General features: G+C 71.7%; 18 protein-coding genes. 1 reads left to right on the top strand and 17 read right to left on the bottom strand.

The window, feature by feature from the left end; translation table 11 throughout:
- Window positions 1-2: 2 nt before the first annotated feature.
- From L2C96_RS44425 to L2C96_RS11960, 3 genes are read right to left on the bottom strand one after another with little or no spacing between them, the layout of a single operon-like run.
- Window positions 3-1130, bottom strand: coding sequence for a nucleotidyltransferase domain-containing protein (locus tag L2C96_RS44425; protein WP_272882427.1), 1128 nt, complete (start codon window positions 1128-1130; stop codon window positions 3-5).
- Between the two features lie 11 nt (window positions 1131-1141).
- Entirely contained in the window at window positions 1142-2674 is a 1533-nt protein-coding gene (locus tag L2C96_RS11965) for a right-handed parallel beta-helix repeat-containing protein (protein ID WP_237336195.1), read from the bottom strand.
- 59 nt (window positions 2675-2733) lie between these two features.
- Window positions 2734-3402, bottom strand: a complete 669-nt coding sequence (locus L2C96_RS11960; RefSeq protein WP_237336194.1) for a phosphatase PAP2 family protein — start codon at window positions 3400-3402, stop codon at window positions 2734-2736.
- A gap of 393 nt (window positions 3403-3795) precedes the next feature.
- On the opposite strand from L2C96_RS11960, the gene L2C96_RS11955 reads away from it, so the two are divergent.
- The gene (locus L2C96_RS11955; RefSeq protein WP_237336193.1) at window positions 3796-4602 is read left to right on the top strand and encodes a hypothetical protein; all 807 of its coding nucleotides are present in this window, start codon (window positions 3796-3798) and stop codon (window positions 4600-4602) included.
- On the opposite strand, the gene L2C96_RS11950 is transcribed toward L2C96_RS11955, so the two are convergent.
- The 14 genes from L2C96_RS11950 to L2C96_RS11885 all read right to left on the bottom strand — a co-directional run bounded on the left by L2C96_RS11950 (window position 4574) and on the right by L2C96_RS11885 (window position 24105).
- A complete protein-coding gene (locus L2C96_RS11950) occupies window positions 4574-5563 on the bottom strand; it encodes a GHMP family kinase ATP-binding protein (RefSeq protein ID WP_020417462.1) in 990 nt (329 codons plus the stop codon). The genes L2C96_RS11955 and L2C96_RS11950 overlap by 29 nt on opposite strands.
- On the bottom strand, window positions 5560-6258 hold the full coding sequence (locus L2C96_RS11945; RefSeq protein WP_237336192.1) for a nucleotidyltransferase family protein: 699 nt from the start codon (window positions 6256-6258) through the stop codon (window positions 5560-5562). Before L2C96_RS11945 ends, L2C96_RS11950 begins: the two co-directional genes overlap by 4 nt.
- Window positions 6255-7367: an SDR family NAD(P)-dependent oxidoreductase gene (locus L2C96_RS11940; protein WP_237336191.1), complete on the bottom strand. Its 1113-nt coding sequence runs from the start codon at window positions 7365-7367 to the stop codon at window positions 6255-6257. The genes L2C96_RS11945 and L2C96_RS11940 overlap by 4 nt, the downstream gene beginning before the upstream one ends.
- Window positions 7364-8494 carry a glycosyltransferase family 4 protein gene (locus L2C96_RS11935; protein WP_027932711.1) on the bottom strand — a complete coding sequence of 377 codons (1131 nt, stop codon included), beginning with the start codon at window positions 8492-8494 and terminating at the stop codon, window positions 7364-7366. The genes L2C96_RS11940 and L2C96_RS11935 overlap by 4 nt, the downstream gene beginning before the upstream one ends.
- Before the next feature lie 4 nt (window positions 8495-8498).
- Entirely contained in the window at window positions 8499-9686 is a 1188-nt protein-coding gene (locus L2C96_RS11930) for an HAD-IIIA family hydrolase (RefSeq protein WP_237336190.1), read from the bottom strand.
- 67 nt (window positions 9687-9753) lie between these two features.
- The gene (locus L2C96_RS11925; protein ID WP_237336189.1) at window positions 9754-10977 is read right to left on the bottom strand and encodes an O-antigen ligase family protein; all 1224 of its coding nucleotides are present in this window, start codon (window positions 10975-10977) and stop codon (window positions 9754-9756) included.
- Entirely contained in the window at window positions 10977-12458 is a 1482-nt protein-coding gene (locus L2C96_RS11920; protein WP_237336277.1) for a right-handed parallel beta-helix repeat-containing protein, read from the bottom strand. Before L2C96_RS11920 ends, L2C96_RS11925 begins: the two co-directional genes overlap by 1 nt.
- 50 nt (window positions 12459-12508) lie before the next feature.
- Complete coding sequence (locus L2C96_RS11915; protein ID WP_237336276.1) at window positions 12509-14446, bottom strand: heparinase II/III family protein; 1938 nt, start codon at window positions 14444-14446, stop codon at window positions 12509-12511.
- Window positions 14446-16617 (bottom strand): bi-domain-containing oxidoreductase, encoded by a 2172-nt coding sequence (locus tag L2C96_RS11910; RefSeq protein ID WP_237336188.1) that lies wholly within the window; start codon window positions 16615-16617, stop codon window positions 14446-14448. The genes L2C96_RS11915 and L2C96_RS11910 overlap by 1 nt, the downstream gene beginning before the upstream one ends.
- 9 nt (window positions 16618-16626) lie before the next feature.
- Window positions 16627-18528, bottom strand: coding sequence for an asparagine synthase (glutamine-hydrolyzing) (asnB, locus tag L2C96_RS11905; protein WP_020417471.1), 1902 nt, complete (start codon window positions 18526-18528; stop codon window positions 16627-16629).
- 2 nt (window positions 18529-18530) lie between these two features.
- Window positions 18531-20132, bottom strand: a complete 1602-nt coding sequence (locus L2C96_RS11900; RefSeq protein WP_237336187.1) for a Wzz/FepE/Etk N-terminal domain-containing protein — start codon at window positions 20130-20132, stop codon at window positions 18531-18533.
- Window positions 20129-21442: a YveK family protein gene (locus tag L2C96_RS11895; RefSeq protein WP_237336186.1), complete on the bottom strand. Its 1314-nt coding sequence runs from the start codon at window positions 21440-21442 to the stop codon at window positions 20129-20131. Before L2C96_RS11895 ends, L2C96_RS11900 begins: the two co-directional genes overlap by 4 nt.
- 178 nt (window positions 21443-21620) lie before the next feature.
- On the bottom strand, window positions 21621-22799 hold the full coding sequence (locus L2C96_RS11890) for a glycosyltransferase family 4 protein (protein WP_237336185.1): 1179 nt from the start codon (window positions 22797-22799) through the stop codon (window positions 21621-21623).
- The gene (locus L2C96_RS11885; protein ID WP_237336184.1) at window positions 22789-24105 is read right to left on the bottom strand and encodes a nucleotide sugar dehydrogenase; all 1317 of its coding nucleotides are present in this window, start codon (window positions 24103-24105) and stop codon (window positions 22789-22791) included. The genes L2C96_RS11890 and L2C96_RS11885 overlap by 11 nt, the downstream gene beginning before the upstream one ends.
- Window positions 24106-24150 lie beyond the last annotated feature (45 nt).

Genomic DNA, 24150 nt, shown 5'->3' with positions numbered 1-24150 from the left:
CCTCAGCGCGTCCCGGTCGGCGAGCCCTTCCGAACCTCGCGCAGCGCGTAGGTGAAGCGGCTCAACGGGTTCCGGTGCCGGTCCGCCGTGTAGTCCGCGTCCGGGAAGACCAGCGCGCGCAGGTAGGCCGGCTTGTCGCGCCAGGGCAGGACCCGCAGGGTGGCCACGGCCTGCGCCGCGAACGTCTTGTCCGGCGTCGTGTGCAACCCCAGCCACGACTCGTCCCGCGGCGACGGCACGTAGGCCACCGCCCAGTGCGCCAGCGGGCCGGGGACCTTGATCCCCAGCAGGCGCACCGTGTCGGCCACCGCGGCGGCGACCACGGCCTCCGCGCCCCACGACCCGGCCAGCGCCAGCACCGGCCCCGGATCCACCACCCGCAGCATCTCCGCCACGTCCCGCAGTGAGCCGAGCCGCAGCGGCCAGTCGCCGAGGGCCGCGTGGTAGCAGGCGTGCAGGAACCGGTTCGGCGGCGACAGCGCCCGCACCGCTCGGCCGCCGATGGCGAACTCCTGCCCGCCGTCCCACACCGCGTCCAGGTCGACCCGCCGCCCCCACGGCCCGAGGACGAAGGTGCGGTGCAGGTCCAGCTCGTACCCGGCGGGCGGGCGCAACGTCATGCCCTTGTCGAAGCGCCGGTCGAACCCCGGCCGCGGCTCGGCGAGCGTGCGCTGGAACCCGGCCGTCCCCAGCACCGCGACGGTCCGGTCGATGTCCGCCGCGCGCACCATCACGTCCAGGTCGTTGAAGGACCGCAGCGCCGGATCGGGGTAGTCCAGGTGGGCCACCGCCGTGCCCTTGAGCACCCGCGCCTCGATGCCCGCCCCGTCGAGCAGGTCCAGGATCCGCAGCAGCTCGTGCTCCAGCACCAGCACGCGCATCTGGTTGGTGGCGTGCGCCGACTTCACCTCGCGTGCCTGCTCGCCGGTCGCCGGGAACGCGCCCGCGGTGATCGCCGCGGTCAGCAGCCCGGTCATCCGGTGCTTCCGCGCCGCCGCGAGCAGCCTCGGCCACTCCTCGGTGGCCACCGGTTCCGCCGGGAACGCCCGGTCACTCCCCGGCAGGCGGTACCCCGCCACGGCGAGCAGCGCCGCCGGGTACTCGCTCTCCGCGCACAACCTGCGTCCCATCCGCCCTCCGCTCATCCGAACGTGCTGCCCGCGTCCTGGTGGTACGGCGCCCCGGTCCACTGCGGGACCGGCACCGTCGTGCTCATGTCCGGGACCGTGAACCGCCACGGCCCGGTGTAGGTGTTGTCGTGCCAGCGGTTGCCCGCCGCGAACACGATGTGCCGCTGGATCACGTCGCCCTGGTACGGCGACCACTCCGGTGAGCTGCCGTAGTTGGACAGCAGCGCCATCCGCCCGCAGAACTCGACCGGGCATCCGCCGTCGACCGCGGCCGGGTCGAACCGGAAGGTGTTGCCGTGGATCTCCAGGTCCGAGGTCCACCAGCGGCAGTCGGTGTACAGCGGCTCGCGGGCGATCGCGGGCGGCGAGCAGACCGAGGTGTTCTCCGGGCCGACGATCAACGTGCAGTCGGCGGTGGTCGACGCGGACGAGTTGCAGAACCGGTCCGCGTTGGCCCAGGCCACGACGCCGCCCCAGTTGTTCTCCAGCAGGTTCCCGGTGACCTCGATCTTCGCGGTGCGGGCCGGGATCCGGGCGTCGCCGTCGGTCTCGGACAGGTAGATCGCGCCGGTCGGGAACGGGTCGCGCTCGCCGGCGAACTCGCGGCCGGTGCGCCACGCGTTGTCCCGCAACGTGTTGCCGCGGATCACCGCGTTGTAGGAGATCTCGTAGAAGATGCCGGTGCCGTCGTTGTCCTCGATGAGGTTGCCCTCGATGAGGAAGTCGTTGTTGTTCGTGTCGGCCCACACCGCGGTGCCGCGGTTGCCGTGGATCCAGTTGTCGCGCACGTCGGCGCCGTTGACCGCCCAGAACTTCATCGCGCCGGTGCAGCCGCAGCCGGGCAGCTGCGCCTCCCAGTCCTCGGTGTTGTTGCCGGTGAACTCGTTGCCCTCGACGACGAGATCGGTGATGCGGTTGCCGGACTGGTAGGCGTTCAGGCCGTACTGGCCGTTGTCCGCCAGGCAGTTCCCGGCGATGCGGTTACGCGCGCCCGCCATCAGCGCCGCGCCGCGGTTGCGGGTCAGGGTGTTGTGCTCGACGGTCCAGCCGTCGCCGGAGTCGTGGTTCACCACGCCCTCGTCGCGGGGCGCGACGAAGTTGCGGATCGTCAGGTGCCGGATCGTGACGCCGGTGGCGCGGCCGGTGATGGCGTACCGGTTGTCGCGGTTGCCGTCCAGCACCGCGCCGGGCCCGCCGAGCAGCGTCGCGCCCGCGCCGGGGCTGATCTGCGAGTACTCGCCGGGCGCGAGCGTGTGGACCCCGGGCGCGAACCAGTACGTCGCGCCCGGCGTGCTGAAGTCGAAGCCCGCGTTGCTGCCTGCCGGGACGACCACCGCGCCGGGCGGTGGCGAAGCCGGCCCGGCCAGCGCCGGGCTGCCGCAGACCGCGGCGGGCGGCGCGGGGGGAGCGGCCGGGGCGCCCTGCGCGGTCGGAACCACGGCCGGCGGGGCGGGATCGGTCGCGACGGCCGCGACGACGCCGGCGAGCGCGAGGACAGCCGCGGCGCCGAGCGCGAGCGGGATCGCCCGGCTCCTCGTGGTCATCACCCGCCCCCGTCCGTGAAGGTGTTCGTCTACGGAAGTCGCCGGGGCGAAAAGCGCCGTTACCCTCCGGCGTTCACACGATCGGCTACTCGATCGATCGCCAGCGCGGCGGCGACCACCACGGCCAGGGACGTGCAGAACCCGCCGACGGTGTCGGTGAGGTAGTGGACCCGGGACGCGGTCTGCGACCACGACATCGCCGCGCCGCACAGCACCGCCAGGCCGAGCACCAGCGGCAGCCCCGCGCGGCCGAGCCGGAACCGGTCGGCGAGCAGCAGCCCGACGACGATCCCGAGCGAGGTGACCAGCGCCGTGTGCCCGCTGGGGTAGGACAGGTGGTCACCGTTGATCGTCCGGTCCACCACGGGTTTCACCACCGTGGTGAGCACCCCCGTCGCGGCGGGCCCGGCGACGGCGAGCAGCGCGAGACGACGGCGTCGCGCGGCGAAGCAGATCACGGCGAGGACCACGACCAGCCCGGCGGCCCACCCGGGATCCCCCGCGGTGCCGACGGCCCACGAGACGTCGAACGACAACGACGGTTCGCGCACGCTGTCCCGCAACGCCTCGTACGCGCGCTGGTCGAGCGCGGTGCCGGTGACGTCACCGGTGAAGAGCACGCCGAGCACGACCGCCACGACCCCCGCGACAGCGGCGGCAGCCGCGAGCGGAACTCGCAGCGCGGGTGGGACGGCGGGCCGGGGGGTCTGCACGTTCGTCTGGTCCACGTGGGGAAGTCGCCGCCGATCGGCGGATTGTTTCCACCCGGCAGGCGGAAATGGTGAGCCGAATGCGTCACACGCCATTGTCGTAACATGGTTCAACGACCTTCCGACTTCTCCGCCGGGGAATGCGGAAAGCCTTCCGGGGCGCGGAGGGGTACTTCCTCGACTTCCGCGACACGGTCTGGACCCCTGGCCGTGACCTGCTCAGCGGCGAGAACCCGTACGATCCCGGCACCTACCTCGCGACGTACCCGTGGGCGCTGCCGATGTCGCTCTACATGCCGGCCTGGCTGACCCTCGCGGTTCCACTCGCGCCACTCCCTTACTTTTTTCGGTCGCCCTTTTCCAACTGCTGTCGATCGGTGTCGCCATTGTGATGCTGCGGATTCTGGCGAAATGGGCGCTGCCACACTTGGCTGGTATCCGGGTCGCGGCGCGATTTCCGTGCAACTGGGCAGCCTGCTCGGCGTGCTCGGCGCGGTGCTGATCCTCCGCTCACTGGCGACCGCGAAGCCCGGGGCAGGCTGGGGTGTCGCACTGGTCCTGATCAAGGTGCAGTTCGGCGTGTTCGCCCTGGCCGCGGCCGTCGGCGGGCGGCTGCGATCGGCCTGGCGCGGCGTGCTGTGGCTGGCCGTGGCGTCGGTTCCGGTGGTGGTCGCGTGCACCATCGCCGCCGGCGGTCCCGCCGGGTTCGTGCGGTCGGTTCTGCGTGACGTCGCGGTGCTCAGTTCCGATGCGGCGCCGACCGGGCTGAGCAACCCCGCCCAGCGGCGGTTCGACCTGCTCGGGCAGCTCGCGCGCTGGGGTCTGATCGAGCCGCCCGCGTGGTTGCAGATCGCGATTCCGCTGCTGGCGGTCGTGGCCGTCGTGTTCGTGGTGCGCGGCGCCAGGCGGCCGTTGACGGTGGCCGCGGGGACCACGACGGCGATGCTCATCGGCTTCTACCACGCGCCGTACGACCTGCTGGTGCTCTTCGTGCCGGTTGCGCTGGGCATCGGCATGGCGGTGCGCGGTGAGCTGACCCGCGCGACGGACCGCGTCGCGGTGGGCGCGCTCACGCTCGTCGTGCTGCACCTGCCCACCGTTTCGACGAAGCTGATCCCCGGCTTCGACGTGCGGCTCGCGGACGCCGTCGATCTGCTGCTCGTCGGTGTCGGGCTTGCCGCGGCCCTGGTCAGCTCCAGATGTCGCGGTGCACGTTGAAGATGATGCGGGACCCCAGCCGCTCCAGTTTGATCGGCAGTTCCTTCATCGTGGTGAGCCGGGCGCGCACCGCGTGCTGGTGTTCCAGCGGGCAGCTCACCAGCAGGAACCCGCCGCCGCCCGCGCCGGTCACCTTCGCCCCGGTCGCGCCCGCCGACAGCGCCGCGTCGACGGCCTCGTCGATCTGCTGGTTGGACACCCCGGACGCGAGCGAGCGCTTGGCCTCCCAGCTCTTGCGCAGCGCGGTGCCCAGCGCGGACAGCTCGCCGCCACGCAGGCCGTCCGCCGCTTCGCCCGCCAGGTCGCGCAGCTGCCCCAGCTGGGTGAGCTTGTTGCCGACGTTCGCGTTCTGCTCGCCCAGGATCGTGTTGGCGCTGCGGGTGATGCCGGTGAAGAACAACATCAGCTCGTCCTGCAGCTTCCGCCAGTCCGCGCGCGGCAGGTCGATCTGCTCGACCCCGACCGCGTCGCCCGGCCCGAACTGCAGGTCGCACAACCCGCCGAAGGCGGCCGCGTACTGGTCCTGCTTGCCGATCGGCTTGCGGCACCGGTCGATCTCGATCGCGCACGCCCGCTCGGCCAGCTCCTCGGCCGTCACCTGCCTGCCCTGGTAGGCGAACAACGCGTGCAGCAGCCCCACCGTCACCGACGACGACGACCCGAGCCCCGACCCGGCCGACGGGATGTCGGCGAGCGTGGTGATCTCCACGCCACTGCGCACCCCGGTCATGTGCATGGCCTCGCGCACCAGCTCGTGCTCGAGGTCCTCGACGCGGGAGACGATCTCCTTGCGCGAGTAGTTGACGTAGATCTCGTCGTCGAAGCGCTGCTTGACCACGACGTAGACGTACTTGTCGATGGCCGCGTTGAGCACCCGGCCGCCGTGTTCCCGGTAGTAGCTGGGCAGATCGGTCCCGCCACCGACGAGCCCGATGCGCAGCGGGGTCTGGGTGATGATCACGATGCTCGCCTGCCTTGCCAGACTTCGCGTGCCCTGGACAGGGCCGCGGGGGTGCCGATGTCGAGGAACCACGAGTCGCCGAGGGAGACCGCGCGGGCGCGCCCGACGAGCGCGGGCAGCAGGTCGTAGCCGATGTCCCGGGGCGGCGTGCCGATCAGGTCGAGCACGGCGGGGGAGAACGCGTACATCCCCGCGTTGGCCAGGTCGCCCGGCGGGTCGGCGGGCTTTTCCACGAACCCCGTCACCAGCCCGTCGTCGACCGTGAGGATTCCGCACTGCGTCGGATCGGGCGCCCGGAACACCGACAGCGTCGCGATGGCCCCGCCCGCGCGGTGCGCGTCGATGAGGACCCGCGGGTCGAAGTCGGTGAGGTTGTCCGCGTTCAGCGCCAGGAACATCTCCTCGCCCGCGACGAAGTCCCGGTTCGCCCGCAGCGTGCCCGCGCTGCCGAGCAGTTCCGGCTCCTCGACGGTGTGCACGACCGGACCGCCGTCGCGCCCGGCCAGGTGCCGCCGGACCAGCGGCGCGAGGTGGTGCAGGTTGACCAGCACCTCGTCCACCCCGGCGGCCGCGAGCGCGTCCAGCCAGATGTCCAGCATCGGACGGCCGCCGATCTCGACGAGGCACTTGGGGGTGTGGTCGGTCAGGGGCCGCAACCGCGTCCCCAGCCCGGCCGCGAGCAGGAACGCCTTCACGACCCCGCCTTGCGCACCACGCCGAGCGAGCGCATCTTGGCGTCCGCCTCGGCGAGGATTTCCGCCAGGCCCGGCATGTCCCGCAGCCACGCGGCGTACTCGGCGACCGAGTCCGCCGGGGTCCGCTTCGGGGACCAGCCCAGCTGCTTGAGCGCGTCGACGTCGGAGAGGATGTGCCGGGTGTCGCCGAAGCGGTACTCGCCGCTGATCCGCCCCGGCCGGTCCGAACCGTACTGCCGGCGCACCACCTCGGCGAACTCCTGCGTGGTGTATCCGGTCCCGCCGCCGACGTTGAACACGCGCCCTGCCGCGCGGTCGTCGGCGAGCACCAGCACGTTCGCGTCGACGACGTCGTGGATGTTGACGTAGTCGCGGATGTTCTGCCCGTCCTCGTACAGCGTCGGCGCGCCGCCGAGCAGGTAGTGCAGGTTGAAGATGCGGCACGCACCGGAGTAGGCGTTGTAGACCGACTGCCGCGGGCCCTGCACGATGCTGTAGCGCAGGGCGACGGTCGGGATGCCGTAGCGGCGCCCGAGGTTGACCGCCACGACCTCCTCGCCGTGCTTGGACATGCCGTAGGCGTTCTGCGGGTTGGCGACGCGTTCCGGCGTCGCCAGCACCTCGATCGGCTCGCCGCACACCGCGCAGCCGATGTCCCAGCGCGCGGCCCGCAGCGCGGACTCCGGGCGCATGTCCGGCGTCTGCTCGCCGTGCGCCGCGCACCGGTACAGCCCTTCGCCCATCGCGGCCTGCGAGGACGCCACGACGATCCGCTGCAGGTCGAGCTTCTCGGCGACCGCGATCTCGTAGATCATCGCGGTCGAGGTGACGTTGACGTCGGTGAACTTGGCGAAGTCCGGCAGGTAGTCCTGGTAGGCGGCGAAGTGGTAGACCGCGTCCACCCGGCGCAGCAGGTTGCGCACCAGGTCGCGGTTGCGCACGTCGCCCTCGTAGAACTCCACGCCGGGCGTGAGGTGGTTCGGCTTGCCGTCGCGGTGCACCGGCGCGGCCAGGACGTCCAGCACGATCACCTCGTGCCCCAGCTCGACGAGCCGGTCGCAGGTGTGCGAGCCGATGAACCCGGCACCGCCGGTGACCAGGATCCTCATCGGGCGTGCACCTCGCGGTACACGTCGAGCGTCCGCGCCGCGGTGGCCGCCCAGGTGAACTCGCCGGCGCGTTCCGGTCCGCGGGCGCGCAGCCGCTCGCCCTCCGGGCCGCAGGCCTTGACGATCTGGTCGGCGATCGAGTCCGCGTCCTTAGGGTCGGCCAGCAGCGCCGCCCCGCCCGCGGTTTCCGGCATCGCCGTCACGTTCGAGGTGACCACCGGGCACGCCGACGCCATGGCTTCCAGGATCGGCAGGCCGAACGTCTCGTTGTGCGACGGGTACACGAACACGTCCGCGGCGCGGTAGAAGTGCACCGTCTCCTCCAGCGGCACCCCGCCCACCCACACGATGTCGTCCGCCACGCCGAGCCGCGCGGCCAGCGCCTTGAGCTCGCCGACGTACTCGACGTCCCGGCCGGGTCCGACGACGACCAGCTGCCTGCCGCCGAGGTCGGACTTCGCCGCCGCGAACGCGCGGATCAGGCCCTCGCAGTTCTTGTACGGCCACAGCGACGACACGAACAACACGAAGTTCTCGCGCACCCCGTACCGCTTCGCGACGTGCGCGAACGCCTCGTCCCGGTCGCCGGGGTTGAACAGCTCGTGGTCGACCGCCTCCGGGATGAGCCGGATCTTCGCCGGATCCACCTTCAGGTACTGCTGCACCTCGTCGACCAGGCTGCGCGAGTTGAGGATGATCGCGTCGGCCAGCCGCGCGGTGCGCGGGTAGCTCAGCTGGCGGTACAGCCGCGCGGGCGGCGAGATCGCGTGCGGCGTCGTGTACGCGTGCAGTGTCTTGATGTGCACCACGAGTTTCGGCGCGGACTTCACGATCGGCGCCATCAACGTGTTCAGCACGTCGATCCCGCTCAGCGGCAGCCGCAGCGGCGAGTACAGGTGCTCCGACAGCGTGCGCAGGTTGCGCTTCTCGTTCGACCACGGGTAGGTGATGTAGCCGACGCTGCGGCCGTAATCGTGCGTCGGCCGCGACTTCGGGCTCACCATCAGGTGGAACGACTCGCCGTCGCGGAGCAGCCTGGTCATCTCGGGGATGACGCGGGTCCAGAACCAGTGCGCGCCCGACGGATTGAACGGGTCGTCGGTGAGCAGGTTGATCGCGACGCGCATGCGGTCAGAATGTCTGCGAGACAACGGCATCTGGGGTCATCCTCGACTGTCGGACGTACTGGGCCAGCAGGTGCATGCACGCCTGGTGGGCGTCTTCGACGACGCCGTAGTTGGCGGAGTCGACGTGGATGGAGACCTCGGCCCGGCGGCGGGCGGGCCCACCGGCGAAACCGGTGAGCGCGATGGTCGGCATTTCGTGCGCCGCCGCCCAGTCCAGCGCCCGCACGATGTTCGGCGAGCGGCCCGAGGACGAGATGACGATCAGCACGTCACCCGGCCGCGCCTGGGACTGCAACTGGTACTCGAAGACGTGCTCGTAGCCGAGGTCGTTGGCGATCGCGCTGAACAGCTCCACGTTGGTGCTCAGGCTCTGCACGCGCGTGGTGACGCCGGTGCCGTTGCGCACGCCCTTCACGTGGTCGCACTGCAGGTGGTTGGCGATCGACGCGGATCCGCCGTTGCCGCAGGCGAACACGGCCGAATCGCGGTCGTAGGCGGCGTTCAGGATCTTCGCCGCGCGGCTGACCTGCTCCAGGTCCACGGTGGCGAAGGCGCGCGCCAGCTCGGCGACGTAGGCGCCGCCGTAGGAGTCGGCCCGGTGGAACTTCGCGGCCGGGAACTTGGGCGCCTTTTGCTGCTCCGGCGCGGGTGCGGTGTCGCCGCCGAGGATGAACCGCACGGCGGCGGCGAGGTCGGGGAACGTGTCCACGCCCATCACGGCCGAGCCGGGCGGCCCGACGTGCAGCGGTTTCGCGCCGACGGCCCGCGCGAGCCCGACGTCGGCGGGGCTGTCCCCGACCACCCAGGACGCGGACAGGTCCAGGTCGAGCGCTTCCGCGGCGGCCAGCGCCATGCCCGGCCCCGGCTTGCGGTCGGCGCTGCGCCGGGCGAAGGCCTCCACGATGCCGTCCGGGTGGTAGGGGCAGAACAACCACAGGTCGACGTGCGCGCCGTGCCGCGCCATTTCGGCGATCATGTGCTTGTGGACCTGCTCCACGTCGGCGATGCCGTAGTACCCACGGGCGACGCCGGCCTGGTTGGTGACCACGGCGACCGGGATGCCGGCCCGGTTGAGCGCGGCGATCGCCGCGATGGACCCGTCGATGAACTCGACCCGGTCGACGGAGCCGACATACCCGCTGTCGACGATGATCGTGCCGTCGCGATCGAGCAGAACCCCTGGCTGGCTCACGGTTCGACCACCTCTCTGCGATGTCTTGAGGTCGCGCGCGGGCGCTGGTCCGTTACGGGTTCGCCGCTCACCGCGGTACCGTCCTTTGTGGAGTGCCGGCGAGCAGGCCCGCCGCGACCGCCAGGTGCAGCAGGTACGGGGAGGCGTCTCCGAGCCCGGCTTCGGTGTAGGAGGCCGCGAGGCAGTACGTGATCAGGAACAACGCGCACGCCCGCCCCGGCGACGGCGGGCGGGCGATGGCCACCACGACGAGGGTCACCAGGAACAACACGACGATCGTGGCGCCCAGGTAGCCCTGCTCGTGGTAGATGGCCAGCCAGCTGTTGTCGATGGGCAGGCCGTCGAAGGACTTGTTGGACAGCCCGGTCCCGAAGATCTCCTCGAACCAGGTGCGCGGGGTGGCCAGCAGCCGCTCCCACACCTTCGCGCGGCCGGTGAGGTTGCCGAAGTTCTCCGCGTCCTGACCGCGCAGGACCCAGGTCTGCAGCAGCGGCCCGAGCAGGACGGCGCCGATCCCGGCCACGGCGATGCCCCAGGCGAACGCCTTGCGCGCGCGCCCGCTGGTGAGCCACATCGACAGCATCGCGATGACGAGCCCGGCGACCAGGCCGAGGGTCGCCGTGCGGGTGTGGGTCAACACGAGCAGGACGATCGCCGGACCGGCGACCATGACCACGCTGCGCGTGTCGGTGAGCTTGTTGATCCACAGCAGCACGGCCAGCCCGGCGGCGATCGCCGCGTACTGCCCGATCTGCGTCGGCGTCAGCGGCCACAGCACGCCGGTGAGCCGGCCGTCGTTGAGTTCCGGCATCGCCAGGCCGGGGGAGATCACCAGGCCGACGGCGACGGAGACCAGCAGCGCGGTCAGCACCCTGATGTGCTGGCGGACGAACCAGATCGAGCCGTTCATCCACGGGCTGATCAGCCACAACGTCCCGACGAACAGCCCGAGCCGGGCGCACCGGAACAGCGAGCCGAGGCCGGACTCCATCCGCACGCTGCTCGCGAAGCTCGCCACCAGCAGCAGGCTGAGCAGCACCAGGAACGCGCTGGGCCGGATCTTCAGGCGCGGGTTGAGGATCAGGGCGAGCGCGAACGCGATGCCGACCGCGCTCATCGTGAGCGCCTGCGTGACCGGGCGCGGGATCGGGATGAGCGCCGAGACGCCCTGGGTGGCGAGGGTGTTGAAGATCAGCAGGGCCCAGATCGCGCCGAGGATCCGGAAGGTGCGCGGGCCGCGGGCGACGTCGTCCTCGTCGAGTGTCCATGGCCGGATTCCGGTGAGGCTCATCAGTTGCCGCCCCCTGCCGCGAAGGTGCTGCCGGCGTCCTGCCGGTAGGCCGGGCCCTGCCACTCGATCTGCTCGACCAGCCTGCTCGCGTCGTGCGCGACGAAGGTCCACGGCCCGACGTAGGTGTTGCCGGACCAGCGGTTGTTCTGGTCGAAGGTGATCGCCTGCGGGACCACGTCGCCCTGGTACGGCGACCAGTCCGGCGAGCTGCCGTAGTTGGACAGCAGCGCCATCCGCGCGCACATCGCCTGGCAGCCGATGTTGCGCGGGTTCACCTCGAACCGGTTGCCGTGGACCTGCACGTTCTGGGTCTTCCAGCGGCAGTCGGCGTGCAGCGGGTCCGTGTTGATGCCCGGCGGGGCGCACTTCGCGACGTCCCCGACGACGAGCGTGCAGGTGCCGGTGGACGTGTTGGCGGGGCTGTTGCAGAAGCGGTCCGCGTTCTCCCACAGCGTGACCCCGCCCCAGTTGTCCACCAAGTCGTTGTCGTAGATGTCGATCTTGTCGGTGCGGGCGGGCACGCGCGCGTCGCCGCCGGACTCGGAGATGTAGACGGCCGCGGCCGGGAAGTTGTCGTCGCGGTCGACGAACTCGCGCCCGCTGACCAGGTTGTTGCGCTTCAGCGTGTTGCCGCGGATGGTCGCGTTGTAGCTGGTCTCGTAGAAGATCGCGGTGCCGTCGTTGTTCTCGATGAGGTTGTTCTCGATCAGGAAGTCGTTGTTGTTGGTGTCGGCCCAGATGCCCGGCCCGCGGTTGTCGTGGATCCAGTTGCCGCGGATGTCGGCGCCGTCGACCTCCCAGAACTTCATCGCGCCGGTGCAGCCGCAGCCGTCGGGGTACTTGCTCTCCACGTCGTCGGCGTTGTTGCCGACGAACTCGTTGCCCTCCAGCACGAGATCGGTGACGTCGCCGCAGCAGGCGTTGAGCCCGTACTGCCCGTTGTCCTTGAGGCAGTTGCCCGTCATGACCTGGCGCGCGCCCGCCATCATCGCGGCGCCGCGGTTGTCGGTGAGCAGGTTCGACCGGATGACCCAGCCCGCGCCGGAGTCGTGGTTGACCACGCCCTCGTTGTCCGGCGCGTCGAACCCGGTCACCGTGAGGTGCTGGACGGTCACCCCGCTCGCCTTGCCGCTGAAGGCGTACCGGTTGGTGTGGCGCCCGTCGACGACCGCTCCCGGGGCGCCGGTGTAGGTGTTGCCGTCCTTCGGCGCGACCTGGTCGAACTCGTCGGTGCCGAGGGTGTGCGTGCCGGGCTGCAGCCAGAACGTGGTGCCCGGCGGGCTGGCCTTCGTCTTGGCCTGGAGGTCGCCCGGCACGGCGGCGTCGACGACGACCGCGCCGGCCGGCGGCTCCGCGGGGCCGGGCGGCAGGTTGCCGCACGCCCCGGAACCCGCGATTGCCGCGGTGGTGTCCGCCGGTTCCGGGGTGGGGGTGCACGCGAGCGCGGCCAGTGGCGCCAGGACGCCGAGGAACACCGCCACCCAGCGGGCTCGGGTCGTCGTTGGTGCGGGCACGGCGGGCAACCTCCCGGCTAGTCGGCGAAGCGCAGCAGTGTGGTGAGCGGGCCGGCGCGGCCGGTGAGCCCACTGCCGATCAGGGTCGTGGCCGGTTCGCGGCGGCCGTAGCCGGGCGAGTACCAGCCGAGCGGCGGGTCGGTCTGGCCGCGGTGCGCGGTCCAGGTGAGCGCCGCGGGAAGGTCGAGGATCGCCGCCCGGTCGCGGCCGCCCGCGGTCCACGTCAGCACCGCCGCGTTGCCGGTCAGCTCGGCGCTCACCCGCGGGCCGAGGTGGAACGCGAGCCGCGCCGGGTGGTGCCGGTCGTCGGTGATCTCGTCGGTGATCCGCAGTTCCCGTTCGGCCGGGTCGAGTTCGACGGTGCGCCGGTGCACGGCGGGCCGGTAGCCGTCGTGCTCGGCGGACCACCGCGCCACCCCGCCGCCGGGGCGGGCCAGCACGCGGGTGCGCGCGTGCCGCGTCCACAGGAACGGGCCGCCCGAAGTGGACTGGTCGGTGTCGTCCAGCTGCACCGTGTTGTGGCCGAGCGTGGACCGGAAGTACGCCCGCCACCCGGGTTCGCCGTGGTAGCAGTAGGTTCCCGGGTCGGCGAGAACGTCGACGCCGTCGTGCCGCACCTCGACCGACAACGCGTCGGCGTGCGCGTGCGCGGCGATGGACAGGAACCCGTGCGGGCCGCCGTCGCAGCGGCACCAGATCTCGCCGCGGCCGTCCCCGGCCGGGGTGCGCAGCAGGGTCAGCCCGGCGTCGGCGAAGTGGTCCGGTCGCGTGCGTGGCCGGTCCGCGGCCTCGAAGCGACGGGCGAGCGCGGTGAGCAGCGGCGTCCGGGCGTCCCCGCCGCGCGGGCTCGGCCACCAGTCCAGCCGTCCGAACAGGACGTCCCCGGTCGCCAGCAGCGACGACCACCGGTTGACCCCGGCGCCGTCGAGCACGAGCCCGTGCCCGTCGTCGCTGTCGCCCTGGCGCGGCGGGTGCAGCCGCACGTCGACGACGGCGGCGAGCGCGTCGGTCATCCGCAGCAGCGTCCGCCACAGCGAGTCCGGCGCCGCCGGGCCGGCCTCGATCGCCGCGGCCAGGCCCAGTTCCAGGACCAGGCCGTGGTACTCGGTGGCCAGCTCCCGGTTCAGGCCCGAGCCGAACGTGTTGGCCGCCAGGTGCTCGTCCAGCGAGCGCAGCGCCGCAGCCCGCCAGCCGGCCGATTCGGGGAACCACGGGAACGCGCAGGACGCGGCAAGCTGCCCGGCCGCCTCGGCGATGACGTGGTTGTTCGCCGATGACCCCCGGCTCGGGAAGGTGGCGAGCCACCGCTGGTGGTGCCAGATCTGGTGCAGCGCCTCGGGGTTGTCCTCGAACAGCCCGGGCGCGCCGGGCCAGCCGTCGAGCAGCCGCCGCACCCACACCCAGGACAGCAGCCGGATGCCCAGCTCGATCCCGCTGACCCAGTGCACGCTCGTCAGCGGCGCGTTCGCCGCCCACCACGACTTGAGGTGGTCGGCGACGCGCTCGGCGTAGCGGTCCTCACCGGTCAGCGCGTACGCGGTGGCCAGCACGGTGAGGTGCTGGTGCCGCGACGGCTCCCAGATCTGCTTGATGTCGCCGACGACGTCCTCGTGCCGGTAGGGGATGTCGAAGGCGAAGGTGTCGGCGGGCGCGTGCCGCCCGGTCTTCGGGTCGAACGACCAGTCCGGGCTCACCATGTCGTGCCGCCGCAGGCCGAAGTACTCGGCGCGGCCGTCGAGCAGCCGGTCCGCGGTCTCCAGCACGCGGGCCCGCGCGTCCGCCGGGACCTGCACGCCGTCGGGCAGCACGGCGGTGAACCGCCGGCCGGGCAGCGGCGCGGACGCCTCGGGCAGCGCGCGGCGCAGCTTGCGCCGGTTCAGCACGTCCGCCGCGCGGCCGGCGACCTCGCGCGGGCCCATCCGCGACAGCCGCCGCAGGTACCAGGCGGGGTCCATCATGACGTGGTTCCGATCTTGACCGGCACGCCGGTGGCCAGGCTGGTCTGCACCGCGAGCGTCGCGAGCGTGGTCGCGACCAGCGACTCCAGCGGCACCGGCATCGGCCCGCCCGAGGTCACCGCGGTGACGAACGCGTCCAGCTCGGCGTGCTGCCCCTTGTCGCGGCCCTTCGGCAGGCGCGAGCTGGTCCACCGCTTGCGCCCGTACACCGAGGCGCGCGCGAAGTCGTCGAACTTCAGCACCTTGCCATCGGCGACGACGTCCAGCGTCTCCTTGGGGAAGCTCGTCGAACCGCTGGTGGCGTAGCTGATGGTCGCGGTCGAGCCGTCCGGGTACCGCAGCACGACCTGCAGGTCCTGCTGGTCCGGCGTGGCGCAGGCGTAGACCGACACCGGGTCCGCGCCGAGCAGCCAGCTCACCGTGTCGATGAAGTGCCCGCCCTCGCCGGCGAACCGGGTGCCCTCGGAACCGGCCTGGTTGTACCAGCTGCCGTGCTCCAGGCGGCCCGCGTTCACCAGGTACCGCACCGACGCCGCGCCGATGCGCCTGCCGAACCGGCCGGTGGCCTCGTGCAGCAGCGGCGCGAACCGCCGGTTGAACCCGACCTGCAGCCGGTCGTTGCCGGACTCCTCGATCGCGCCGAGCACCTTGCCCAGCTCGGCTTCGCTGAGCGCCAGCGGCTTCTCCACGAACACCGCCTTGCCCGCCAGCAGCGCGCGGCGGGTCAGTTCGGCGTGCGAGCTGTGCCGGGTCACCACGAACACCGCGTCGATATCCGGGTCGGCGAGTGTGGCGTCCACATCGGTCGTGGCCCCGGCGAACCCGAACTTCCGCTTGGCGTTCGCGCCCGACAGCGCCGACGTTGTGACGACGCGGCGCAGCTCGACGTCCTCCCGTTCGGCCAGGTGCGGCAGCAGCATCGAGGACGCGTAGTTGCCCGCGCCGATGAACGCGGTCCGCACCTTGCCCATCCGCTGCGATGTGCGGATCGGCTCGCGCCGGGGGACTTCCGCGACGAGTGCGGGCTCCTCGGCGTCCTTGGCCACGTCGGGGTACCGGAAGAGAACGGCGACGGCCTTCAGCTCGCCCTCGTTGAGCCTGCGGTAGGTCTCCACGGCGGTCGAGAAGTCCGCGACGTGCGAGACCAGCGGCTCGACGTCGACCCGTCCGCGGGCGATCAGGTCGAGGAAGCACTCCAGGTTGCGGCGCTCGGTCCAGCGCACGTAACCGATCGGGTAGTCGCGGCCGTCCAGTTCGTACTCCGGGTCGTACCGGCCGGGGCCGTACGAGCGGGAGAACCGGACGTCGAGTTCCTTTTCGTAGTAGGCGTTCCACGGCAGGTCGAGGCGGCACTTGCCGATGTCGACCACCCGGCCGCGGTCGCGCGCCAGCTTCGCGGCCAGCTCGACCGGCTCGTTCGTGCTGCCGCCCGCGGCGAGGTACACCTGGTCGACGCCGTGCCCGCCGGTCAGCTCGCCGACCGCGATCTCCACGTCCCCGGAGCCGGGGTGGCCGCACACCGACGCGCCCAGCCGTTCGGCCAGCTTGCACCGCTCCTGGTCCGGATCCACGCCGACCACCCGCACGCCGGACGCGGCCAGCAGCTGCACGACCAGCTGCCCGATCAGGCCGAGCCCGATGACCAGCGCGACGTCGCCGAGCTGCGGCTCACCGCGCCGGACGCCTTGCATGGCGATCGCGCCGACGGTCGCGAAGGACGCGTGCCGCGGCGCGACCCCGGCGGGCACCCGCGTGTAGAGGTTCTTCGGCACCCAGTTCAGCTCGGAGTGCAGCGCGTGCTCGTTGCCCGCACAGGCGACGAGATCACCGACGGCGACGTCATCGATTCCGGGCCCGACCTCCTCGACCACACCGCACAGCGAGTAGCCGAGCGGGGTGTAGGAGTCGAGCCGGTTCATCACCTTGCGGTAGGTGGCGCCGACGCCGTTGGTCGCGACGCTCTGGACGACCTTCGCGACCTGGTCCGGCCGCGACCGCGCCTTGCCCAGCATCGACATGCTCGCCTCGGACACCTTCATCATCTCGGTGCCGGTGGAGATCAACGAGAACGCGGTCCGCACGAGCACGCCGCCCGGCTTGCACGCGGGCGCCTCGACGTCCAGCAGGGCCAGCTCGCCGCTCTTGTAGTTCTGTACGACCTGCTTCACCAGGGCTCCTTACGCTGCTCGCTCGGCCGCGCCGGCTTCGGTCGCGCTGCGGTACCAGTACTCCAGGGTCAAGACGTGCCAGAGGTGCTTGGACCGGTCCTCGCGGCCGGCGGCGTCCTCGTCGACCAGCCGCTGCAAGGCCTCGCGCCGCAGGAACCCGGACTTGACGAGGACACCGTCGTGCACGACCTCGCGCACCAGCGGCGCCAGATCGCGGCTCATCCACGCCCGCAGCGGGGCGCTGAACAGGCCCTTCGGCCGGTAGACGATCTCCTTCGGCAGGATCGACAGCGCGGCTTCCTTGAGCGCGGCCTTGCCCTGCCGCCCGGCGATCTTGCGGTTGCCGGGCAGGCTGAACGCGGCCTTGACCACCTCGACGTCCACGAACGGCACCCGCACCTCGGTGGAGGCGGCCATGGTGGAGCGGTCGGTGTAGGTCAGGTTCAGCCCCGGCAGGAACATCCGCGCGTCGGCGAGGCACATGCGGTTGACGAAGTCGTCGAGCAGGTTGTCGTGGTAGGTGTCGGCGTGCTCGGTGAGCACGTCGTCCACCGCGCCGGCGAGGTCGGGCGCGACCAGGCCGGCGAGCTCGTCCCGGTCGTACATCGTGTAGCTGCGCCGGAACGCGGTCTCCTCCGGCAGGGTCGCGAAGGACAGGAACCGCTTCGCGAAGCGGACCGACCGGAAGCCCCGCTTCGAGGTCGCCACCGGCAGCCGGTCCACAACGGACTCCAGCGGCGTGCGCACCGCGCCGGGGATCTTCTGGTAGCGCAACGCGATCAGGTTCGCCAGGTGCTTGCGGTAGCCGGCGAACAGCTCGTCCGCGCCCATCCCGGACAACATCACCTTCACGCCGGCCTCCCGCGCGGCCAGGCAGATCAGGTAGCTGTTGATGGCCGCCGGGTCGCCGATCGGCTCGTCCAGGTGGTAGGTCAGGTGCGGCAGCAGGTCCTGCACGTTCGGCGCGATCTCGATCTCGTGCAGGTCGACGCCGAAGCGGTCGGCCACGATCCGCGCGTACCGCAGGTCGTCCGGCATGGCTTCGAACTTCGCGTCCTCGGCGCGGAAACCGATGGTGTAGGCGGAGATCCCGGGGGAGTACTTGGCCGCCAGCGCGGTCAGGTAGCTGGAGTCCAGGCCGCCGGACAGGAACGTCGCCACCGGCACGTCGGAGAGCAGGTGCTTGCGGGTGGAGTCCTCGACGACCGCCGCCAGGTCGGCGGGCGGGCCGTGCCGGGCCTCGGTCGCGACGTCCCGCAGGATCCAGTACCGGCCGGTGTCCACCCGGCCGTTCGGGCGCATGCGCAGCCACGAGCCCGGCGGCAGCTTGCGTGCCTCGCGGAACGCGCACCGGCTGTCCGGCACCCAGTAGTAGAGCAGCGACGCGACCAGCGCGGTCTCGTCCACGTGCAGCCCGCCGATCTCGCCGGCGAGAGCTTTCAGCTCGGAGGAGAACGCGATCCCGTCGCCGCGGCGCACGTAGAACAGCGGCTTGATGCCGAGCTGGTCGCGGGCGAGGAACAGCTCACCGGTGCGCTCGTCGAAGATCCCGAAGGCGAACATGCCGCGCAGCCGCGGCAGGCACTCGACGCCCCAGCGCCGCCACGCCTCCAGCAGGACCTCGGTGTCGGAGGTGCCGCGGAACCGCACGCCTTTGCTCATCAGCTCGGCCCGCAGCTCGGGCGCGTTGTACAGCTCTCCGTTGTAGGTCAGCGCCAGCCCGCCGGAGACCATCGGCTGCGCGCCCGTCTCGGACAGGTCGATGATCGACAACCGGCGGTGGCCCAGGTGCACGTCACCGTGGTCGTAGCGGCCCTCGCCGTCCGGCCCGCGGTGGGCCAGGCGTTTGGTGAGCCGGTCGGTCAGCGGGCCACCGTCGGGCCAGCGGTAGGTTCCTGCGACACCGCACATGGTCAGCCTTCGCGATCGAGGGGCAGCTTGCCGTTCACGTGTGCCTCCGGGGCGTCGACCGGCGTGAACTGCTTCGTCGGCAGGTCGGCGTGCACCGGCTGGAGCGTCACGGTCTGCTCGCCCTTCCCGGCGGAGGAGGGGATCGGCGCGAACCACTTCGTCGGGTGGTCGTCGACGTTTGCGCTGCCGTTGGCGGGCCGCGCCTCGGCGAACGCGGCGCGGCCGCGCAGCGCGGTGTGCAGCCCGTCCCACAGCGTGCCGTCCGTGCGGTCCCGCGGATCCGGCGCGACGAGCACGATGCCGATGACCGGGATGCCCAGGTCGGCCAGCTGCCGCGCGACGGTGTGCAGCCACGCCGCGTCCGCCTTGCCCGCGCGGACCACCAGCACGGTTTCCGCGCCCAGCCGGCGCAGGTCGGTCCACGCCGTGCCCGGCGACACCGACCCGACCCCGATGCGGGCCTTCTCGGCCGCGCTGCCGTCGACGACCCGCACGCCCTCACCCGCCTCGCCGGACAGCGCGGTGACCTCACGGTGCGGTAGGTCGTCCACGACCACCACCGGGCCGTCCAGGTGCCGGGCCATGTCCAGCGCGAGCGTGGCGGCCACCCGCGGGCAGCCGAGTTCGAGGACGGACACGCTGCCGCTCTCGCCGACCGCGCGGGCCAGCGTCGCCGCGACCCGCTCCCGCTGCGCGGCGGCGCCTCCCCACGGCCCCCGCCGGGGCTTCGGCAGCTGCGCGATGACGGACGCGCCGAGGTGCGCGGCGATCTCCCGCCGCAGCAGCGGCCGGTCCCGCACCACGCTCATCACGGCGGCCAGGCCCAGCCCGGCGACGAGCCCGAACCCGAGCCCGATGCCCGCGTTGGTGACCAGCGGGGCGAGCGGGGATTCGACGACCGGACGTGGCGCGTCGACGATCTGCGTGCCCGCGGCCAGCTGCGGTGTGCCGATCTTCGCCTCGTTGGCCTGGTTGGTGAAGTCGGAGACCCGCGAGGTCAGGTCGGCGCGCCGAGCGTAGAGCGACTGCAGCTCGGCCGGGCCGATCTGGCTGTTGCGGCTCGCCGACGCGGCGATCTGCCGGTCGACCTCGGTCAGCTCGGTCTGGATCTGGTCGCGTTGCCCGAGCAGGGCCTGCGCTTCCGCGTCCGCCGCGGCCTGCATGCGCTGGCCGTGGTCGGCGATGAACGCGTCCGCCAGCGCCTGCGCCTTCGCGACCGCCTCGCCGTAGCTGCGGGCCGTGACCTGGAGTTCCAGCACGTTGTTGGTCAGCCCGGTGCCGGTGTAGGACTTCACGAACTTCTCCGGCGGCTCGGACGAGCCCAGCCGCTGCAGTGCAGCCCCGGCGATCCGGGTGGTCTCCAGGATGGCCACGTCGGTCTTGATGAGCGTGCCGCTGTCGTTCGGCGCGTCCTCGGCGTGCAGCACGAGCAGCCGGGTCACCGCGGTCGGCGGGGTCGGCGACACGACCGCGAGCGCCGCGCCCGCGAGCAGCCCCAGCACCGCGGCCGAGAGCCACAGGCGGCGCCGCCGGCGAATCGCGATCAGCACCCGCTGCAGGTCGAGCAGTGGCTGCGTGTTCTGGTTGCTGTCCGGTGTCGTCACGCTGAACCTGCCAATGCTTCGTCGCCTGCGGTCTTCGTGCCGCCCGGCTCGGGAACCGCGGCCGTGCGCTGGGCGACGACGACGCCGAGCACCCGCTGCCCCGCGTCGGCGGCGGCCTCGGTGATCGCGACGAGCTCCCAGCCCGTCCTGGTCCCGCTGGACACCACCACGAGGACACCGGCGGACTCGCGGTCGTCCGGCACCGTCGGCCGCTCGGGGTCGATCAGCGCCACACGCAGCTCGGGGCGTCCGCCGTGGCCGGCTGCGGCCAGCTGCGCGACCGCGGTCCTGGCCACCGGGTCGTCCTGCGCGGCCAGCACCAGCACCCGCGAGAACACGCCGGAGCCGTCACCGAGGCGGGAGAGCACGCGGCGGTACCGGATCTCGCGGCTGGCCGCGTCCGCGGAGGCGTTGAGCTCCGGCAGGTTCCACGGCTCGTCGGTCTTGAGCAGCCGGGCCCACCAGCGCCCCTCGTCGCCTGCCGGCGCGTGGTCCGGCGTCTCCGGCACGTCCACGCTGCCCAGCAGCGGCGCGCCGACCGCCGCCGAAATCTCGGCCTCGTTGCGCAACCGCCGGTCGGTGCGCGCGCCGACGAGGTGACCGAGCACGCCGAGCAGGAAGAACACGAGCGCGCCGCCCGCGACGAAGTGGATCATCGTCGGCGGCGCGGGGGAGGACGGCCGCTCGGCCGAGCCCATGACGACCACCTGCGCCTGGCGGCCGCCGCCGTCGAGCTGGTCGAGCTTGGCCATCGCCTCGGTCAGCGCCGTCCGCAGCGTCTCCAGCTGGGTGCGCACCTCGACGCTCTCCACCGTCACGCCCTGCACACGGCGGGACAGGTCGGTGATGCGGTCGTTGGTCTCCTGCACCTGGCGGCGCAGCGCGTCCTCCTGCTCCTGGCGGATCTGGCTGGCCGCGTCCGCGGTGCTGCCGATCAGCTGGGCGGAGTAGTTGACGTACTCCTTGGCGACCTGGTCGGCCAGCAGCTGCGCGTTTTCCGGGGTCTCCGCCTCGGCCGTGATCGCCACGATGTTGCCGTCGGCCGCGGTCGCGCTCACCGAGTCGTGCAGCTCGGATCCGGACACACCCCAGGCGAGTGCCTGCGCGGTGCGGTCCAGCACCACTGAGCTGGTCGCGATCTGCGTTTCGGTCATCAGCTCGCTGGAATCGGGCGCGCCCTGCAACAACACGTGCGAAGTCGTTCGGTAGCCGGGGGAGAAGATCAGCGACGCGCCGGCCCCCACCAGCGCGCCGAGGACGGCGAGGGCGGCGAGGACCCGCCAGCGGCGGCGCACGATCCTGCCGATCATGGACAGACGGACGGTGTCGTCGTTCAACGCCCCGGGCCCCCTCTCGTAAACATCGCCCGCCCGCGAACGGATGGGCTTTCACAAACCACGTCGCGGCGATTCCCGGATTGGTTACCGGCTTGTTCAAAACGCGACCAGGCGTTTTTCCGACGAGGATTCCGTTGTCCCGGTCGGGAATTCACCGACCGGTGGCGGCGTACGCTGCGAGCAACGCTTTCGCCGAATTGGCCCAGGACAACGGTCCCGCGACGCGTGCCGCGCCCAGCTCGCCCATGCGCTCGCGCTCGGCGGGGTCGTCCATCAGCCTCGCGGTCAGCTTGGCGAATTCCAGCTCGTCGTTGGCCGGCGCGTAAACCGCCGCCTCGCCCGCGGAAACCCGTGCCTCACGCAGGTCGAACGACACGATCGGACGGCTCATCGCCATGTACTCCATGATCTTGTTCATGGTCGACACGTCGTTGAGCGGGTTCAGCGGATCCGGCGCGAGGCAGACGTCCGCTGTGGACAGATAACGGACCAGGTCGGCGTCCGGTATGCGGCCGGTGAACTCGACCTGGTCGTCCAGACGGAGCTCTTTCGACAACGCGACCATCGCGTCGAACGCGTCCCCGGAGCCGACGAACACCGCGTGCCAGTCCGTGCGGCCCAGGTCGTCACGCAGTTTCGCGAGCGCGCGGAGGGCGTAGTCGACCCCGTCCTGCGGGCCCATCACGCCCAGGTAGCACAGCATGTTCGGCTTGCCGCGCTTGAGTTCCGGCTCCGGCGGCACCTGCCGGAACCGGTCCACGACCGGGGCGCTGCGGACCACGAACACGTCCTCGGGCCGCTTGCCGCCGCGGGTGAGCGCCACGTCGCGGTAGCTCTCGTTCGTCGCGATCACCACGTCCGCGGCCCGGTAGGTGGCCCGCTCCAGCGCGCACACGCCCCGGTAGAGGAGGTCCTTCCCGCGGTCGAAGCGCGACAAGTACAGCTCGGGCACCAGGTCGTGCTGGTCGAAGACGAACTTCGCGCCCCGCCGCTTGAGCATCCGCGCGACGAGGAAGAGCAGGTCGGGCGGGTTGCACGCGTGCACGACGTCGACCGGGCCGATCTTGCGGGCCAGCCGGAACGTGTGCCACAGCGCGGATCCGTACTCCTGCAGGTAACCGGCCGGCCCGCCGGTCGCCGCTTTCAGCGGGTAGCGGTGGATGCGCACGCCGTCGATGACGGCTTCCGGCTCGGTGTCCCGCTTCGTCCCCTGTGGACAGATGACGTGCACCTCCCACCCGGCGTCGCGCAGGGTGGTGCTTTCCTGCCAGACCCGCCGGTCGAAGGGCACGGACAGGTTCTCGACGAGGATCAGGGCTTTACCAGGCAAGGCCGACGTATCCTTCTTCGGTGCGGCGCACGGCGGCGTCGGGCAGGCGGACGAGGTCGATCAGCGTGCGGCCGCCCGCCCTGGGCAGCGCCGCGAGCACGGCCGGGTCGGTGCTGCCGACGAGGCACACCTCGGCGTGGTCGAGAACCTCGTCGACGGTGCCGGCGAGCAGCTGGCCGAGGTGCGGCAGGCGGCTCTCGATGTACTCGCGGTTGGCGCCCATCAGCCGCGACAGGCTGACGTTCGCGTCGTAGATCTTGAGGTCGTAGCCCTTGCCCAGCAGGCGTTCGGCGAGTTCGACGAGCGGGCTCTCGCGCAGGTCGTCGGTGCCCGGTTTGAAGGACAGGCCGAACAGGCCGATGCGGCGCTTGCCGGTGCGCGCGACCAGGTCGAACGCGCGGCGCAGGTGCTCCTCGTTGGAGGGCAGCACGTGCGACAGCAGCGGCACCGAAACGTCGGCGCGGTGCGCGGCGTAGACCAGGCCGCGCAGGTCCTTGGGCAGGCACGAGCCGCCGAACGCGAAGCCGGGCCGCAGGTAGGCGGGGCTGACGTTGAGCTTGCGGTCGGCGAGGAACACGTCCATCACCCGGTGCGAGTCCAGGCCGAGCGCGCGGCAGATCGCGCCGAGCTCGTTGGCGAACCCGATCTTGAGGCCGTGGAAGGCGTTGTCGGCGTACTTGGTCATCTCCGCGACCGGGATGGGCACGCGGAAGACGTCGCCGGGCAGACCCTCGTACAGCTTGGCGACGGCGTCCCCGCTGGCGGCGTCCAGCTCGCCGATCACCGTCTTGGGCGGGTCGAAGAAGTCCTTGACGCTGCTGCCTTCCCGCAGGAACTCGGGGTTCACCGCGACGCCGAAGTGCACGCCCGCGGTCAGCCCGGAGGCCTTCTCCAGGATCGGCACCAGCAGGTCGAGGCAGGTGCCGGGCAACATCGTGCTGCGGAATACGACCGTATGCCGACCGGTTTTGCCCGCGAGCGCGCCGCCGATCTCCTCGGTGACGCGTTCCAGGAAGGCGGTGGACAGGCTGCCGTTGGGCGCCGACGGGGTGCCGACGCAGACCAGCGAGATCTCGCTGCCCGCGATCGCCTCCGCGACGTTCGTCGTGGCCCGCAACGCGCCGCTGGCCACGACCGCGGCGGTGAGTTCGCCGATGCGTTCCTCGACCACCGGCGCTTTCCCTTGCCGGACAAGATCGATCTTCACGGGGTTGATGTCGACCCCGATCACCTGGTGCCCCTCGCCGGCGAGGCACGCGGCCGACACGCATCCGACGTAGCCGAGCCCGAAGACACTGATCCTCATGGAAATCCTCCCGCCGCCACCGGCTTGCCCCAGAGGTCGGCGGGC

This window comes from Amycolatopsis tucumanensis (assembly GCF_021654135.1).
GTDB lineage: Bacteria > Actinomycetota > Actinomycetes > Mycobacteriales > Pseudonocardiaceae > Amycolatopsis_E > Amycolatopsis_E tucumanensis.
The sequence above is the reverse complement of the archived record's forward strand: the minus strand, read 5'-3'. Positions and strand labels throughout refer to the sequence as shown.